Source organism: Embleya sp. NPDC056575 (assembly GCF_042793325.1).
GTDB lineage: Bacteria > Actinomycetota > Actinomycetes > Streptomycetales > Streptomycetaceae > Embleya.
Window position 1 is genome coordinate 79,420 of the sequence record NZ_JBHTVA010000033.1, and the last position, 16,056, is coordinate 95,475.

The 16,056-nt window shown below is 70.8% G+C and carries 11 protein-coding genes; 3 read left to right on the top strand and 8 right to left on the bottom strand.

What is annotated here, in order from left to right; all coding sequences use genetic code 11:
• The first annotated feature begins 20 nt into the window (after nucleotides 1-20).
• Both ACFRCG_RS25675 and ACFRCG_RS25680 read left to right on the top strand, forming a co-directional pair.
• Entirely contained in the window at nucleotides 21-1,742 is a 1,722-nt protein-coding gene (locus ACFRCG_RS25675) for an alpha-glucosidase (RefSeq protein WP_380035362.1), read from the top strand.
• Between the two features lie 202 nt (nucleotides 1,743-1,944).
• On the top strand, nucleotides 1,945-2,799 hold the full coding sequence (locus tag ACFRCG_RS25680) for a Gfo/Idh/MocA family protein (RefSeq protein ID WP_380035365.1): 855 nt from the start codon (nucleotides 1,945-1,947) through the stop codon (nucleotides 2,797-2,799).
• A 13-nt stretch (nucleotides 2,800-2,812) separates the two neighbouring features.
• On the opposite strand, the gene ACFRCG_RS25685 is transcribed toward ACFRCG_RS25680, so the two are convergent.
• From ACFRCG_RS25685 to ACFRCG_RS25720, 8 genes are all read right to left on the bottom strand, one after another.
• A complete protein-coding gene (locus ACFRCG_RS25685) occupies nucleotides 2,813-4,012 on the bottom strand; it encodes an MFS transporter (protein ID WP_380035367.1) in 1,200 nt (399 codons plus the stop codon).
• Between the two features lie 356 nt (nucleotides 4,013-4,368).
• A complete protein-coding gene (locus ACFRCG_RS25690; protein ID WP_380035370.1) occupies nucleotides 4,369-5,403 on the bottom strand; it encodes an N-acetylglucosamine kinase in 1,035 nt (344 codons plus the stop codon).
• Nucleotides 5,391-6,677, bottom strand: a complete 1,287-nt coding sequence (locus ACFRCG_RS25695; protein WP_380035373.1) for a 6-phospho-beta-glucosidase — start codon at nucleotides 6,675-6,677, stop codon at nucleotides 5,391-5,393. The genes ACFRCG_RS25690 and ACFRCG_RS25695 overlap by 13 nt, the downstream gene beginning before the upstream one ends.
• On the bottom strand, nucleotides 6,674-7,579 hold the full coding sequence (locus tag ACFRCG_RS25700) for a carbohydrate ABC transporter permease (RefSeq protein ID WP_380035376.1): 906 nt from the start codon (nucleotides 7,577-7,579) through the stop codon (nucleotides 6,674-6,676). Before ACFRCG_RS25700 ends, ACFRCG_RS25695 begins: the two co-directional genes overlap by 4 nt.
• A 112-nt stretch (nucleotides 7,580-7,691) precedes the next feature.
• Nucleotides 7,692-8,657, bottom strand: a complete 966-nt coding sequence (locus tag ACFRCG_RS25705) for a carbohydrate ABC transporter permease (protein ID WP_380035379.1) — start codon at nucleotides 8,655-8,657, stop codon at nucleotides 7,692-7,694.
• Between the two features lie 4 nt (nucleotides 8,658-8,661).
• On the bottom strand, nucleotides 8,662-9,951 hold the full coding sequence (locus tag ACFRCG_RS25710; protein WP_380035451.1) for an ABC transporter substrate-binding protein: 1,290 nt from the start codon (nucleotides 9,949-9,951) through the stop codon (nucleotides 8,662-8,664).
• A gap of 318 nt (nucleotides 9,952-10,269) precedes the next feature.
• A complete protein-coding gene (locus tag ACFRCG_RS25715) occupies nucleotides 10,270-11,481 on the bottom strand; it encodes an ROK family protein (RefSeq protein WP_380035382.1) in 1,212 nt (403 codons plus the stop codon).
• A gap of 317 nt (nucleotides 11,482-11,798) precedes the next feature.
• Nucleotides 11,799-14,147 carry a M4 family metallopeptidase gene (locus tag ACFRCG_RS25720; RefSeq protein ID WP_380035385.1) on the bottom strand — a complete coding sequence of 783 codons (2,349 nt, stop codon included), beginning with the start codon at nucleotides 14,145-14,147 and terminating at the stop codon, nucleotides 11,799-11,801.
• 410 nt (nucleotides 14,148-14,557) lie between these two features.
• Here ACFRCG_RS25720 and ACFRCG_RS25725 point away from each other — a divergent pair, with 410 nt between their 5' ends.
• Nucleotides 14,558-16,024, top strand: a complete 1,467-nt coding sequence (locus tag ACFRCG_RS25725) for a sugar porter family MFS transporter (protein WP_380035387.1) — start codon at nucleotides 14,558-14,560, stop codon at nucleotides 16,022-16,024.
• Nucleotides 16,025-16,056 lie beyond the last annotated feature (32 nt).

Here is a 16,056-nt window from a genome sequence, read left to right on the forward strand (position 1 = left end):
GGGAGAGGGGTTGGTGAGTCGTGGGGAGTGACGACGGGGAGCGGGTGGAGGAGCCCTGGTGGAAGTCGGCGGTGGTCTATCAGATCTATCCGCGGAGTTTCGCGGACTCCGACGGGGACGGGATCGGGGATCTGGGCGGGATCCTGGCTCGGCTCGATCATCTGGTCGGGCTCGGGGTGGACGTCTTGTGGTTGTCGCCGGTGTATCCCTCGCCGCAGGATGACAACGGGTACGACATCAGCGACTACCGGGGCATCGAGCCGATGTTCGGTACGTCGGCCGACTTCGACCGGCTGACGGCGGCGGTACACGAGCGTGGGATGCGGCTGGTGATGGACCTCGTGGTCAACCACACCTCGGACGAGCACGCCTGGTTCCGGGAATCGCGCGAGGGGCCGAACAGCGCCAAACGAGACTGGTATTGGTGGCGCCCGGGGCGGCCGGAGCGCGGGGTCGTGGGGGAGGAGTCGGCGGCGCCGAACAACTGGGGGTCGTTCTTCTCCGGGTCGGCGTGGCAGTACGACGACGCGAGCGGGGAGTACTACCTGCATCTGTTCTCGCCGAAGCAGGCCGACCTGAACTGGGAGAACCCGGAGGTTCGCCAGGCGATTTACGCGATGATGCGCTGGTGGCTCGACCGTGGGGTGGACGGGTTCCGGATGGACGTGATCAACCTGATCTCGAAGCATCCGGACCTGCCGGACGGCGAGTTGACGGGCGACGGGCGCTACGGCGACGGGTCGCCGTACTACGTGTGCGGGCCCCGGGTGCACGAATACCTCGCGGAGATGCACCGTGAGGTATTCGCCGATCGGCCGGAGCGGGTGCTCACCGTGGGCGAGATGCCGGGGGTGACGCTGGAGGACGCGCGGCTGTTCACCGACCCGGCACGCGGCGAGGTGGACATGGTCTTCCAATTCGAGCACGTGGGGCTGGACTTCGGGCGGCACAAGTTCGACGTGCGGCCGCTGCGGCTGACCGCGCTCAAGGAGTCGTTGGGCCGCTGGCAGACGGGCCTGGCCGAGGCGGGCTGGAACAGCCTGTACTGGAACAACCACGACCAGCCCCGGGTGGTGTCCAGGTTCGGCGACGACGGGCCGCGATACCGGGTGCGTTCGGCGACGATGCTGGCCACCGTGCTGCACCTGCATCGGGGCACGCCCTACATCTACCAGGGCGAGGAATTGGGCATGACCAACGCGCCGTTCGCCTCGGTCGAGGACGTGCGGGACATCGAGGCGCTGGGCCACTACCGGCAGGCGATCCGGGCCGGCGAGGACCCGGAACGGGTGCTCGACGGACTGCGGGCGCGGGGGCGGGACAACGCGCGTACGCCGATGCAATGGGACTCCTCCGAACACGCCGGATTCACCACGGGCACACCGTGGTTGCCGGTCAACCCGAACCACACCACGATCAACGCGGCGGCGGCGCGGGCCGACCCGGAGTCGGTGTACCACCACTACCGCCGACTGATCGCCCTGCGACACAGCGAACCGACGGTCGTCCACGGCGACTTCACGATGCTGTTGGCGGAGGACGAACGGCTGTACGCGTTCACCCGGCGCCATCGCGACACCACACTGCTGACGCTGGCCAACTTCACCGGCGAGCCGGTCGAGATCCCGGCGGTGCTCACGACCGCGTGGGCAACGGCCCCGCTCGTCCTCGGCAACGTGGGCCCGGCGATCGACCCGACGACGCTGCAACCGTGGGAGGCCCGAGTACAGCGAAAGGCGTAGCCGGCCGCGGGGCCGCCGCCGGGTGGTGGGCGACGTCCGGCATGGTGTGTGGATGGTGCGCACGCCGGCGGGGTCCGGGCCGGGAGCGGCGGGGGGTGGGTCGTAGGGTCGGGGGCCTCGGGTGTTGTCTGGGAGGGGTGTTCGGGGCGTGCGTCTTGGGTTTGCCGGTTTTGCGCATAGTCATCCGTTTACCGATGCCGGGGTGGCTCGGGATCTGGGCGTGGGCGGGATCGACGGGTGGGACGGTGGTGAGCCCGGGCGCTTTGCGGCGTTCCGGGAGCTGCACGCGTGTGAGCCGGCCGCCTCGCTCGCCGAATTGATCGCGCGCCGGCCGGACGCGGTGGTGGTGACGGTGCGGCCGGCCCTGATCGCGGCGACCGTGGCGCGGGTGTTGCGGGCCGGGCTGCCTTGCTTCGTGAACAAGCCGGCGGCTGCCTCGGCGAGTGCGTTGGCCGCGTTGGACCGGGCCGTGGCGGGGCACGAGGAGCGCTTTTTGACCTCGTCCGTGCTGCGCTTCGCGCCCGCCGTGGTGGACCTGGCCGAGCGCCTGGCGGGGCAACGGGTGCTCGGGGCACGGGCGTTGGTCCGGCACGACATCGCGGGCTTCCTGACGCCGGAGCGGGCCTGGCAGGACGATCCGGCCGAGGGCGGCGGCACGCTGGTCTCGCTCGGCCTGCACGGCGCCGAACTCCTCGACGCGGTGGCCGGTCCGGGTGCGCGGGCGGTGGCGGCGAGCCGGTCGGTGCTGGTGCATCCGGCCACCCGCTCCGAGGACACGGGCACGATCCTGGTCGGCTGGCCGGACGGGCGGCCGGGCACGATCGAGGTGTCCGGGGCGGGCGGCGAGGAGGTGTACGAGGTGGCGGTGCAGACCGAGGACGGGGTACACACCACCCGCCTCGGCGGCGCCCCCGACTGGCAGGAGGCGCTGGGCTACCGCGCCACGATGCGTACGATCCTGGCCATGGCGGGCGGCGCGGCGTCGCCGTTGCCGTGGTCGCGCAGCAGGGCGGTCCTGGAGTGCGCCGTCGACGCGGCGGCGATGGCGCGGGCCTGACCGGGCCGCCGCGTCACGGGCGCGTGGTGGTGGCCAGGCGCAGGATGGGCAGCGAGGCCAGGAGCAGGATCGGCAGGAGCAGGAACGCGGTGCGGACCGGCATCAGATCGGTGGCCACGCCGAGCAGGAACGGCGCACCCCCGGCGGCCAGGGTGGTGGCCCCGGCGAGCCGGGAGAGGGCCAGGTCGCTTCGGCCGCCCGCCGCGCGGATCGCCGTCGCGGTGGCGAGGGGGAACTGTACGGACAGGCCCAGGCCGGACAGGAACAGGCCGGTATAGCCGAGCCACGGCACCGAGGCCGTCCAGAACACCACGAAGCCGACGAGGTTGACCGCGACGGCACCGCCGTACAGCCGATCCAGCGGCACCCGCAACACCAGCCGCCCGCCCGCCAGTCGACCCAGGCACAGGCCGGCCACCACGGCGGTCATCGCGGTGGCGGCGGCGCTCTCCGACATCCCGGTGCGATCGCGCAACAGCGTGGAGGCCCACAACGACAACGAGAACTCCACCGCCACCGAGCACACCGTCAACAACCAGGCCCACCAGTAGGCGGGCGGCAGGCCCCGGGCCGGCGGCCGTTCGTCCTCGGTCGCCGCCTCCGGGCGGTCCGGTGCCGGGCGGGCCGGCGGGTGCGGATCCGGGATCGGGGTTCGGCCGTACACCACGGCCAGGGCGGCGAAGAGCACCGGGACCACGACCATGGCCCAGCGCCAGCCGGGACCGGAGGAGTCCATCACGCCGATCAGCAGCGGGGCGGCCGTACCCACGCCGGCGGCCAGGCCGTTGGCCTCGCTGAGGGCGCTCGGCCCGGCGATCGGGCCGTGGTGGTCGGCCAGCGCCGTACCCGCCACGTTCACCACCAGGAACGCGCCGAACCCGCACAGCAGCGCCGCGCTCAACGACACGGCCGGGGTATCCGCCGCACAGTACGCGAGCACCCCCAGACACAACACCACACACCCGGTCCACAACGTGCGCCCCCGCCCGAAGCGGCGCATCGGCCGGTCGCCGAGCAGCGCGATCAACACGCCCGCCGCCGCATAGGCCGTACTGTGCAGCGCGGCCACCGCGTTGCTCACGCCCAGTTCGTCGCCGAGCAGCGTGACGGAGGGGCCGAAGCAGTACAGGAAGTAGCCGAACGCGGCCATGTGCAGGTACAACGACCAGGTCACCCGGTCGCGGACCAGCCCCGGCGCGGACCCGTCGATCACGCGAGATCGCCCACAGTCGTCCCCATCCGCATCGTGTGGGCCCCGTCGCGGATGAACCCGCCCCGCCCGGATCGTATGCGATCCACTGAACACCCGATGCCCGAACGAGCACAGAACCCGACCCGGGCGCACGGCGCCGGCCACAGCGGCCCCGGGTCGACAGCGCCCCACGCCGCCAAGTCGCCATGCCCGCAAGCGGTCACGCCCCCGAGCGGTCACGCCTGCACGCTCCGAAGCCGGCCGGCGCGACGCCCGCCCGACGCCCCGGCCACCTCCGAACGGCCCGGCCCGGACCGTTCACCCCCGTCCCCCGGTCCCGTCCCCGTCCCCGTCCCCCACCGACACCGGCCGCCCGCTCAGCCCACCCCCGCCGACCACTCCTCACGCAGCCGCCGCTCCGCCGCCCCGCCCTCGTCCACCGGAGCCCGCCCCTCGCCGCGCAGGCGATCGAGCCCGAGCAGGGCCGCGCCCACCACCGGGGGATCCGACGCGACCTTCAGGACCGCCCTCGGCGCGACCTCCAGCACCCGCCGGGCCACCGCCGCCATCAGCAGCGGCGGCTCCGCGGCCAGCACGCCGCCGCCGAGAACCACATCGGCCGCCTCGCCCAGCAGGTCCAGCCGACCCAGCGCCGTCACCGCCAGTACCGCGATCTCGGCCGCCTGCCGCTCCACCACCTCGCCCGCCACCGGATCGCCCGCCTCGGCCACCCGGAACAACAACGGAACCAGTTCGTGCAGCCGCTCGGCCGGCAACTCGCCCAGGTGCACCGCCTCGGCCACCGCGGTCGCCGACGGCAGACCGAAGTGGTCGGACGTGGCCGCGGCCAGCGCCGTGGCCGGCCCCCGACCGTCCTCGGCCCGCACCGACGACCACATCACCTCCTCCATCAGACCGATCCCGCCGCCCCAGTCGCCGGTCATCCGTCCGAGCGCCGGGAAGCGTGCGGTACGCCCGTCCGGCAGCAGGCCCACGCAGTTGATCCCCGCGCCGCACACCACCGCGACCCCGCGCGGCGCGTCCGTACCCGAACGCAGCACCGCGAACGTGTCGTTCCCGACGGTGACCGTGCGGCTCCACCCCCGATCCTCGAACTCCTTGCGCAGCCGCAACTCCTCCACCGGCAGGTCGATGTTGGCCAGATAGGCCGCGACATGCTCCACCGGCCCGACCCCCGCCGCCGCGCGCAGCACCTCCTCGACCAGTTCGGCGATCGCCTGCGCCGCCGCCTCGTGGCCGAGCACGTACGGCTTGTAGCCCGGCCCGCGCGCCTTCCCCCAGACCCGACCGTCCGCGTCGACCACCGCGACATCCGTCTTCGAGTTGCCCGCGTCGATCGCGAGCACGGCCGGGACCGGCCCGGGCGAGGCGCCCCCGGTCACCGCGCCCACGGAAGGTGCTCCTTGCCCGCGGCAAGGAGCCGATCGGTGAGCGACTCGGCGATGTCGTACTGCCCGACCAGCGGGTGCGCCAACAACGCGGTGAACACCCGGTCCCGCCCGCCGCGCAGCGCCGCGTCCAAGGCCAACTCCTCGTACGCCGCGACATGCGCGATCAGCCCGGCCTGCAACGGCCCGACCGGCGCCACCGGCAGCGGCGTCGCCCCGTTCGCGTCGACCCGGGACTGCACCTCGATCACCGCGTCGTCCGGCAGGAACGGCAGGACGCCGTTGTTGCGCACGTCGGCGACCTGGATCCGGGACGCCTCGTCGCCGCCCTTGCCCATCAGCGCGGCGACCAGCGCCACCGCCGCCTCCGAGTAGTACGCCCCGCCCCGGCGCTCCAACAACTCCGGCTTGGTGTCCAGGGTCGGATCCTTGTACAGCTCGAGCAGTTCGCGCTCGATCGCGGCCACCTCCTCGGCCCGCGAACCGGTGTGCCGCTGCGCGGACACCACCGCGTCGTGCGCGTAGAAGTAGCGCAGGTAGTAGGACGGGACCGTGTTCTGCCGGTACATCAGATCCACCGGCAACTCGATGTCCGCCGCGATCGTGGCCCCGTGCTCGGCCAACAGACGCGGCAGCAGGTCCGGCCCGGGCGCGCCCAGGTCGTCCAGCACATGGATGCCCCGCTCCCAGGTCAGGTGGTTGAGCCCGACATGGTCCAGGCGCAGCCGATCCGGCGCGACGTCCAACAACGCGGCGAACCGCCGCTGGAAGGTGATCGCGACGTTGCACAGGCCCACCGCACGATGGCCCGCGTCCAACAGCGCCCGGGTGACGATGCCCACCGGGTTGGTGAAGTCCACGATCCACGCGTCCGGCGCGACCCGGCGGACCCGCTCGGCCGCGTCCAGCACCACCGGCACCGTGCGCAGCGCCTTGGCCAGGCCGCCCGCCCCGGTGGTCTCCTGCCCGACGCAGCCGCAGTCCAGCGGCCACGCCTCGTCCTGCGCCCGGGCCTGCTGACCGCCCACCCGGAGCTGGAAGAGCACCGCGTCGGCGCCCTCGGCGCCCGCGTCCAGGTCGTCGGTCAGCACCACCCGGGCCGGGTGTCCGTAGCGGGCCAGGATTCGGCGGACCACCGCGCCGACCGACTCCAGGCGTTCCACCACCGGGTCCACGAGCACGAGTTCGTCGACCGGCAGGCTCTCACGCAACCGGCCGAGGCCGTCCGCGAGTTCGGGAGTGTAGGTGGACCCACCGCCCACCACCGCAAGCTTCAACCCTTTACTCCCGTCAATGTCACGCCCTCGATGAACGCCTTCTGGGCGAAGAAGAACACGAGGATCACCGGCGCCATCACCAAGAGGGTGGCGGCCATCATGAGATTCCAATTGACCTGATGCGCGCCCTTGAACGACTCCAGGCCGTACGACAACGTCCACGCGCCCGGATTCTCCGAGGCGTACACCTGTGGACCGAAGTAGTCGTTCCAGCAGTAGAAGAACTGGAACAGCGCCACCGCCGCGATCGCCGGCCGGATCATCGGCAGCACGATCGAGATCAGGATGCGCAGTTCGCCGCACCCGTCCACCCGGGCCGCGTCCAGGTATTCGGACGGGATGGTGAGCAGGAACTGGCGGAGCAGGAAGATGGTGAACGCGTCGCCGAAGGCCATCGGGATGATCAGCGGCCACAACGTCCCGGTCAGGTGCATCTGCTTGGCCCAGAAGATGTACATCGGGATGACGATCACCTGGGGCGGCAACATCATCGACGAGATCACCAGCATCAGCGCCACGCCCCGGAAGCGGAACCGGAACTTGGCCAGCGCGTAGGCCACCGGCAGGCTGGAGACCACGGTGAACAAGGTGCCGAGCCCGGCGTACATCAGCGTGTTGCGCCACCACGTGCCGAAGCCGGGGGTCTTCATCACCTCGGTGTAGTTGCCCCACTCCCACGACGTGGGCCACAGATGGCTGGTCAGCGCCTGTTTGTCGGACATCACCGAGGTCAGGAACAGGAACACGAACGGAAGGATGAAGAACAGCACGGCGGTGACGGCGAGCGTGTGCACGCCGATCCAGCTCAGTACACGCTTGCGCCGATGCGGCTGCGCCGGTGTCCGGGCGGGCACGGGCGGCGGCACGACGCCGGCCGCCTCGACCGTGACGGTCTGGGCCATGTAACCGATCCCTTCTGGGCACGGTGGATCGTCGAACTCGGGTTTTCGGCCGGGTGTTCGAGGAGGGGAGTGGCGGTCGCGGGCACCTTCGGCGGCGCCGGCCGCCGCCCGCTCAGTCGTCGTCCAACAACCCCGACCGCCGCCGAAGCAGCACGAACGTGAACGCCATCGCGATGGCGAACAAAATCAGCGAGATCACACACGCGGCACCGGTGTTGAAGGTGGAGAACCCTTCCTGGTACACGAGTTGCGGCAGGGTCAGGGTGGTGCCCTGCGGATAGCCCGGCTCGAACGGCTGACCGGAGTTGCCGATGATGCCGCTGGCGACCTTCCCGGCAACCATCGCCTGCGTGTAGTACTGCATCGTCTGGATCACCCCGGTGACCACCGCGAACAGCACCACCGGCGTGATCGCCGGCCACGTGACGTAGCGGAACTTCTGCCACGGCCCCACGCCGTCCAACTCGGCCGCCTCGTACTGCTCGCGCGGCACGTCCAGCAACGACGCGGTGAAGATCACCAGCAGGTCGCCGATCCCCCACAGGGCGAGCAGGGTGAGCGCGGGCTTGGACCAGTCCGGGTCGGTGAACCAGCCCGGCTGCGGCAGTCCGGCGTCGCCGAGCAGGTTGTTCACCGGCCCGGTACCGGGGTTGAGCAGGAACGCGAAGCCGATCGTGGCGGCCACCGGCGGCGCCAGATACGGCAGGTAGGCCAGCGTGCGAAACAGCCCGGACCCGCTCTTGAGCCGGATCGCCAGCATGCCCAGCGCGAGCCCGAAGATCACCCGCAGGGTGACCATCACCACGACCAGCCACAACGTGTTGCGCAACGCCTGCCACAGCGCCGGGTAGTCGTTGAAGACGTAGTTCCAGTTGCGGGTGCCCACCCACACGGGCGGGTTGATCAGGTCGTAGCGCGTGAACGAGTAGTACACGGTCGCGCCGAGCGGATACGCGAAGAAGACCGAGAAGCCGATCAGCCACGGGGACAGGAACGCGAGCGTGCGCAGGTTCCGCCGGCGGCGCTGCCTGCGCAGCGCCGCCGGGACCTTCGCCGCCGCGGGGGCGGTCGTGGTCATCGGATCACTGGACCTGGGCCACGTCGGTGTCGATCTGCTTGTCCAGATCGGCCAGACCCTTGCTCGGGTCGCCACCCCCGCCGGCCTCCCACTTGTACGCGAACTCCTGGAAGGTCACCTGGTACTTGCCGCCGTTGGGGCTGGCGGGCGTGGTGTTGCTCGCGGGGTGCTTGAACGCGTCGATGAACGGCTTGAAGTGCTCGTCGTTCGCCAGCGGCGACGCGGCCAGCGCGGCGTTGGTGGTCGGCACGTTGTGGATCGCCCCGGCGAGCTGGTTCAGCGCGTCGGTGTCGGTCGTGACGAACTTGACGAACTCCCAGGCGGCGCGCTGGTGGTGGCTGGACTTGGCGATGCCGATGGTGGTGCCGGTCAGGTAGCTGCGGCCGTACTTGTCCAGCTGGTCGTCCGGGACCGGGAACGGCGCGGTGCCGTAGTTCAGGTTCGGCGCGTCCTTCGCGATCATCGCGGTACGCCACTCGCCGTCCATGGTCATCGCGAGCTTGCCGCTCATGAACGGGTTCTCCGCGGAGAACTCCTCACCGAAGGTGGTGCGGAACTTCTCCAGCTTGTCGAACCCGCCCTGGCTCTCCACGAATTGCTTCTGCCAGTTGAGGAACTGCGGGACGCCCGGGTCCTTGGACAGCGCCGACTTGCCGTCGGGCGTCTGGTAGGTCGGACCGTACTGGGCGAGCACGTGCGCCGGGGTGAACTCGTAGGCGTGGAACGTGGGCAGGAAGCCCGCGACCTTGAAGGTGCCGTCGCCGTTGAGCTGGTTGAGCTTCTTCGCCGTCGCGATGAGTTCGCTCATCGTCTTCGGCGGTCCCGCGATGCCCGCCGCGGCGAACATGTCCTTGTTGTAGTAGAGCCCGTAGGAGTCCGCGAGCAGGGGCAGCGCACACCGCTTGCCCTGGAACTGGGTGTAGTCCATCACCGCCTTCGGGAAGGTGGTGGCGGGGTCGATGTTGGACTGGGCCAGCCACGGCGCGAGGTCGAGCCACGAGCCCGACGAACAGAACTGGCCGACGTTGTCCGTGGTGAACGAGGACACCACGTCCGGGCCCTTGCCCGAGCGGATGCCCTGGGTGATCTTGTCGTCCGTCACGTTGGAGACGATCTTGACCGTGATGTTCGGGTGCGACGCGTTGAACTTGGCGACCAGGTCCTTGACCGCCTTGGTCTCGCTCTCGGCGCTCCAGCCGTGCCAGAAGGTGATGGTGACCTTCTTGTCGGGCGCCTCCGAGGCGCCGGTGCCGGACCCCGAGCCGCCGTCGTCGCCGGCGCACGCGGAGGCCATCAGGGCGAGCGTGGCGGCGCACGCGAGGGTCGTGAGGGAACGACGGAGCCGTGGGAGTCTGTGCACTGGGTCCTCCTCCGGAGATGGCGGCGGCGCGGCCGGGACGAGCGGCGCCGTGGTCCTGGCGGTGGTACATGTGCTGCCGGTGGCGCTGGGTGTGCCTGGACGGGGATGTGCCCGGGCGGGGGTGGCCCGGGGCGGGGTGCGCCCGGGTGCCGACGGGTCGCGACGGTGGACGGCGTCGGGTGGCGCGTACGAGGACGGGCGTGCGTGTACGAGGTGCGTGTACCGGGTGGGCCTGCGGGTGTGCGTGGTGCGTCAGGTTGTGGTGAAGACGACGTCGCGGGCGACGTCGAGCGCCGCGTGCACGGCGCCGGTGAGCACGGGGTTGGCGGGCACGTCGCCGAGCACGACGCGTGGGCGCGGGATCGCGAGGCGGTGCAACTCGTCCACCACACGTGAGCGCAACGCTTCGCCGCCGGCCATCGGGATGGCCCCCGACAACACGACGAGTCCCGGATCCAGGACCGAGACGATCACCGCGATCCCCACCGCCAGCCGGTTCGCCAGCTCGTCGAGGAAGGCGCCGCCGCGCGGTTCGGTCGCCCGCACCGCCCGGGCGACGGCCTGCGGCGCGGTACGACTGCCCACGCCGTAGGCACGGGCCAGGGACAACACCGCGGGCGCGCCCGCGAGTTGCTGGAAGCCGCCGGTATTGCGCCGGCTGACGTCGTGCGGCAGCGGCGCACCGGGCATCGGCATGTAGCCGACCTCGCCCGCGCCGCCGGTCGAGCCTCGATGCAGTCGGCCGCCGATCACGATCGCGCAGCCGATTCCCTCGTCGACCCACAGCAGCACGAAGTCCCCCGCGTCGCGGGCCGATCCGTCCCGCTGCTCGGCGAGCGCGGCGAGGTTGACGTCGTTCTCCACGTCCACCGTCAGGCCCAGGGTCTCGCGGATCCGGTCCAGCACCCCGGGGGTGTGCCAGCCCGCGAGGTGGCGGCCGTAGCGGAACTGCTCGGTGGTCGGATCGAACGCTCCCGGGATGCCGATCACCATGTGCGCGAGATCGGCGAGGTCGAGCCCGGCCGGTTTGGCGGCGGCCCGGACCGCCTCCCGGATCCGGCCCGGCGTATCGGCCGACTCCCGGCGCGGGGTGGCCAGTTCGTGCTCGCCCACCACCCGTCCGGTCAGGTCGGCGATGGCCACCCGGATCCGGGCGGGCGTGACGTCCAGGCCCGCGACGTGCCCCGCCGCCGGGTTGATCTCGTACAGCTGGGCGCCGGGCCCCCGGCCGCCCTCGGTGGTACCGACCCCGACGACCAGGCCCGCCGCCTCCAGGCGGGAGAGCAGCTGAGAGGCGGTCGGCTTCGACAAACCGGTCATCGAGCCGATCTGACCCCGGGACAGCCGCCCGTGCCGCAAGAGGAGTTCGAGCGCGGCCCGGTCGTTGATGGCCCGCAAAAGGCTCGGCCGCCCGGCCTGCTCCCGTCCGGACGCTGCCGCGCCGCGCTCGGTGCTCCCGGCCATGAGCGGTCTCCCTTTCGCCACTGTTAGGAAACCTTCCTAAGAGTTGTAGAGGAAATTAGGCCCGCTCTCTCGGCACTGTCAAGGGTGTCCGGCAAGGTCGTTCGCCTTGCCCGACAAGGGAGTCCGTCCGCCGGGGCCGGCGGCGGGCCCGACGTGCGGCTGCCCGGCGGGCCCATCCGCGGGCCTGCCGGGCAGCACGATCGAAGAAACACGGAACTGTGGGCGAGCTACGGACGGGTGCTACCGGTGGGTACTACCGACCCGAAATACCCACCGGCGGCCTCGACTTCGCGCGGACTCCGCGCGAGCCGGTGTCCTCAGCACGGTCCGAGGTCGAGCCACACCCCCCACTGGCCGGTGGTTCCGGGGGTTTCGCCCTGGGTCCACCACTTGGCGCGGTAGGTGTGCCCCTGGTACGAGACCACGTTGCCGCCCACGTAGACGGTGCCGGCGTCCCATGCGGGCGCGGAGCAGTTGCCCGGACCGGTGCCGACCGTCAGCCGGTAGTCAACGCTGTGTGTGGTGGAGGTACCGGTGGCGGTGACCGTCACCGTGTACGTCCCCGGCGTCGCCGCGGAACTCGCGGACAACTTCAGCGACGACGACGCGCCGGACTGGACGGTGTCGGGAGTGAACACCGCGGTCACGCCGGTGGGCAGGGTCCCGGTGGCCAGCGTGAGCTGCTGCGGGGTGCCGCTGATGGTCGCCGTGGTCAGCGACGTGGTGACATCCCCGCCGGGCGTGACGGTGCCCTGGGTCGGGTTGAGCGAGAGGGAGAAGTCGGGGTTGCCCGGACCGGAACCGACCGTCAGCTGATACTGCGCGCTGTGCGTGGTGGCCGTGCCGGTGGCGGTGACCGTGATCGGGAACGTCCCCTGGGCCGCACCCGCGCTCGCCGTGAACTTCAGCGACGAGCTGTTGCCCGACTGGACGGTGCCCGGGGTGAACACGGCGGTGACGCCGCTGGGCAGGGTCCCGGTGGTCAGGGTGAGCTGCTGTGCGTTGCCGCCCGTGGTCGCGGTGGCCACGGAGGTGGTGACGTCACCGCCGGGCTGCACGCTGCCCGAGGTCGGGTTGAGCGAGAGGGAGAAGTCGTCCGGGTTGCCGACACAGGTCGGGTCGCCGGTCTGCGCGGGCAGGCTGACGGCGTCCCACGCGGCCTTGGTCTTGTTGAACAGCGCGCAGGTCGGGTCGAGGCTCTTCGCCGCGGTCAGCGTCGTGGTGCGGTACTTCTTGTAGGTCATGCCGCTGGTCTTGAGCAGCATGCCGCCGTAGAAGACCTTGCCCGCGTTCTGGATGCCGACGCCGGCCAGCGTGGTGTTGTTGCAGGTCGGGCTGCCGGGCTTGCCGTTGCCCGCCGGGGCGGTGCCCTCGGCGAGCAGGTAGAACCAGTGGTTGAGCGGTCCGGCCGCCTTGTGCACCTCGGTGTTCGGGATCGAGGAGCTGTAGCAGTCGGGGTCGCCGTTGGTGGACGGCTTGTACATGTAGCGGATCGGGCCCTGGCCCACGAGGTTGACGGTCTCGCCGACGGTGTAGTCCGGCGAGTCGAAGGAGGTGGGCTCGTTGGTGTACGCCTCGGTCAGCGCGCCGAAGATGTCGCCGGTGCCCTCGCCGAGTCCGGCCTCGCGGCTGGTGCCGCCGGGGGTGAACTGGTCGATGCCGTGGCCGAATTCGTGGCCGACGACGTCCATCGAGCCGATCCACTGGTTGGCCTGGTTGTGGCCGATGGAGACGGAGGAGCCGTCCCAGAAGGCGTTGATGTCGCTGATGCCGACCTTGACCGGCCAGCTGCCGCCGGTGCCGTTGTGGCCGTTGCGACCGAGCCAGTCCTTGAGCATGTTCCACTCGTTCTGCGCCGCCCACATGACGTCGACGCAGCCGGTCTCCTTGCTGGACGCCTGGCCGTTGCCCCACGAGTCGGTGGACTTCGTGAAGACCTGGCCGGTGGCGTTGTCGGCGCAGCTCAGACCGGGACGGGTGGAGTCGCGGAGGGAGTAGGAACCGGCCGAGCCGCTGGTCTGGATGGTCAGCGGATTGGGGCCGTTCCACTGGCTGTTGCCGGTGCCGGCCTTGACGTCGTCGACCTTGTCGAGGACCTGGCCGGTGCTCGCGTCGACGAACACGTGCAGTCGGCTGGGGGCGGTGTCGGTACGGCCGGTGACCACCGTCTCCCACGCCAGGTTGCTGTTGCCGTCCAGGACGTGGACCACGAGGCGGTGCGATTCGACCTTGTCCACGACCGGAAGCTGGGCCTTGGACGTGGCCTCGGCGGTGCCGGCGGCCACGGTCGCGCGGGTCGGGACGGATATCTGCGCGCTGGTCGCGGCCTGGGTCCCGCGGACCCGGCCCTGACCGTCGGCCATGACCACCGCGTCGCCGCCGACGACCGGCAGGCCGCGATAGGTGCGCTGGTAGGCGACCGAGTACAGGTCGTTGATCCAGGGGGTGACGAGCTGACGTTCGAACTTCTCGTCCGGGCCCTTCGCGAGGGCGTCCAGACCGTTCGCGACTGCCCGGTCGGCGGCGGATACCGCCTTGTCCTGCGAGCTTGCGGGGGGAGGGGAGGACGGTTCGTTGGTACCGGCCGAGGTCGGGCCGGCCGCGCCGATCGCCAGGCCGGCGATCAGGGCGAGGACGGTCCCGGCCGTGGTCGTTCTGCGATTCATCGAGGCTCCTTGGGAGGGGACATGCCTCGACCACGTCGCCGACGTGCACCGCGGCGCTGAGGAGCGACACGGGCGACCGTGCAGGCCGGGTACGTGCCCGAGCGAGCGAAACACTCACACGGGTGTGGGGCGGCGGAGAAGCGCTCGGCGGCGATCGGCTAGTTCTGGCAAATGCCCGGGGCCGAACGGAATCCCGGACGACGGATCCGGGTGAGGGGCGACGCCCTCCGGTCGTCTGCCGATGATTAGCGGCGAAATATCGGGCAACTCTCAAGATCCGGCAACCGGGCCGGATCCGGAACACCGTACGGACCGCCCCGGACCGGACGGGCGCACCGGACCGGGACGGGGCGTACCGAACCGTGCGGGGCGCACCGACTCGCACGGACGTACGGACCCAGGAGGCGACGTTGGTCGGCAGCACAGCGACGACCGGGCAGTCGAGCGGTGGTGGTGACGGGACCTCGGGCGGTGGTTCCGGCGGCGGCTATTCGGAGAACCTCGGCCATGTCATCTTCATCACGGCCGCCGCCGCGATGGGCGGATTCCTCTTCGGCTACGACAGTTCGGTGATCAACGGCGCGGTCGAGGGCATCCGGGGCAAGTTCTCGCCGGGTTCCAGCCTGCTCGCCCAGGTGGTCGCCGCCGCGCTGGTCGGTTGTGCGATCGGGGCTGCGATCGCGGGCCGGATCGCCGACCGGATCGGGCGCATCCGGGTGATGCAGATCGCCGCCGTGCTGTTCGCGGCCAGCGCGGTGGGATCCGCGCTGCCGTTCGCGCTGTGGGACCTGGCGCTGTGGCGGGTCCTGGGCGGCACGGCGATCGGGATGGCCTCGGTGATCGGTCCGGCGTACATCGCCGAGGTCGCCCCGCCGGCCTATCGCGGCCGGCTCGGCTCGTTCCAGCAGGCCGCCATCGTCACCGGCATCGCGGTCTCGCAGTTGGTCAACTGGGGCATCCTCAACCTGGCCGACGGCGACCAGCGCGGCAAGCTGATCTTCGGGCTGGAGGCGTGGCAGGTGATGCTCGGCGTGATGGTGCTGCCGGCCGTGCTGTACGGCCTGTTCACCTTCACCATCCCCGAGTCGCCGCGCTTCCTGCTGTCGGTCGGTCGGGAGGCGCAGGCGCGGAAGGTGCTCGCCGAGGTGGAGTCCGACGACGTCGACCTGGACGCGCGGGTGGCGGAGATCCGGACGGCGATGCGGCGCGAGCACAAGTCCACGTTCAAGGACCTGTTGGGTGGTGGCGGGTTCGTGTTCCTGCCGATCGTGTGGATCGGCATCGGGCTGTCGGTGTTCCAGCAGCTCGTCGGGATCAACGTGATCTTCTACTACTCGGCGTCGTTGTGGCAGTCGGTGGGCATCGACCCGAACAGCTCGTTCCTGTACTCGTTCACCACCTCGATCATCAACATCATCGGCACGATCATCGCCATCTCCTTGGTCGACCGGGTGGGCCGCAAGCCGCTCGCGCTGGTCGGTTCGACGGGCATGGCGATCTCGCTCGGCCTGGTCGCGTGGGCCTTCTCGGCCCGCACCGGCCAGGGCAAGAACATCAAACTCCCGGACACCGAGGGTACCGTCGCGCTGATCGCGGCCCACTCGTTCGTGCTGTTCTTCGCGCTGTCGTGGGGCGTGGTGGTGTGGGTCTTCCTCGGCGAGATGTTCCCGAACCGGATCCGCGCGGCGGCGCTGGGGGTGGCGGCGTCGGCGCAGTGGATCGCGAACTGGGTGATCACGGTGTCGTTTCCGACGTTGTCGGACTGGAATCTGTCGGCCACGTACGTGATGTACGCGTGCTTCGCGGTGTTGTCGATTCCGTTCGTGCTGAAGTTCGTGCCGGAGACGAAGGGCAAGACGTTGGAGGAGATGGGGTGAGGGCGGGGGTGGTCGGCCGGCCCGGCCGCCGG

What these genes read in the sequence shown, in the direction of transcription:
- ACFRCG_RS25715 (WP_380035382.1), bottom strand. Translation starts at nt 11,481, where the DNA reads ATGGCCGGGAGCACCGAGCGCGGCGCGGCAGCGTCCGGACGGGAGCAG.
- ACFRCG_RS25720 (WP_380035385.1), bottom strand. Translation starts at nt 14,147, where the DNA reads ATGAATCGCAGAACGACCACGGCCGGGACCGTCCTCGCCCTGATCGCC.
- ACFRCG_RS25710 (WP_380035451.1), bottom strand. Translation starts at nt 9,951, where the DNA reads ATGGCCTCCGCGTGCGCCGGCGACGACGGCGGCTCGGGGTCCGGCACC.
- ACFRCG_RS25705 (WP_380035379.1), bottom strand. Translation starts at nt 8,657, where the DNA reads ATGACCACGACCGCCCCCGCGGCGGCGAAGGTCCCGGCGGCGCTGCGC.
- ACFRCG_RS25700 (WP_380035376.1), bottom strand. Translation starts at nt 7,579, where the DNA reads ATGGCCCAGACCGTCACGGTCGAGGCGGCCGGCGTCGTGCCGCCGCCC.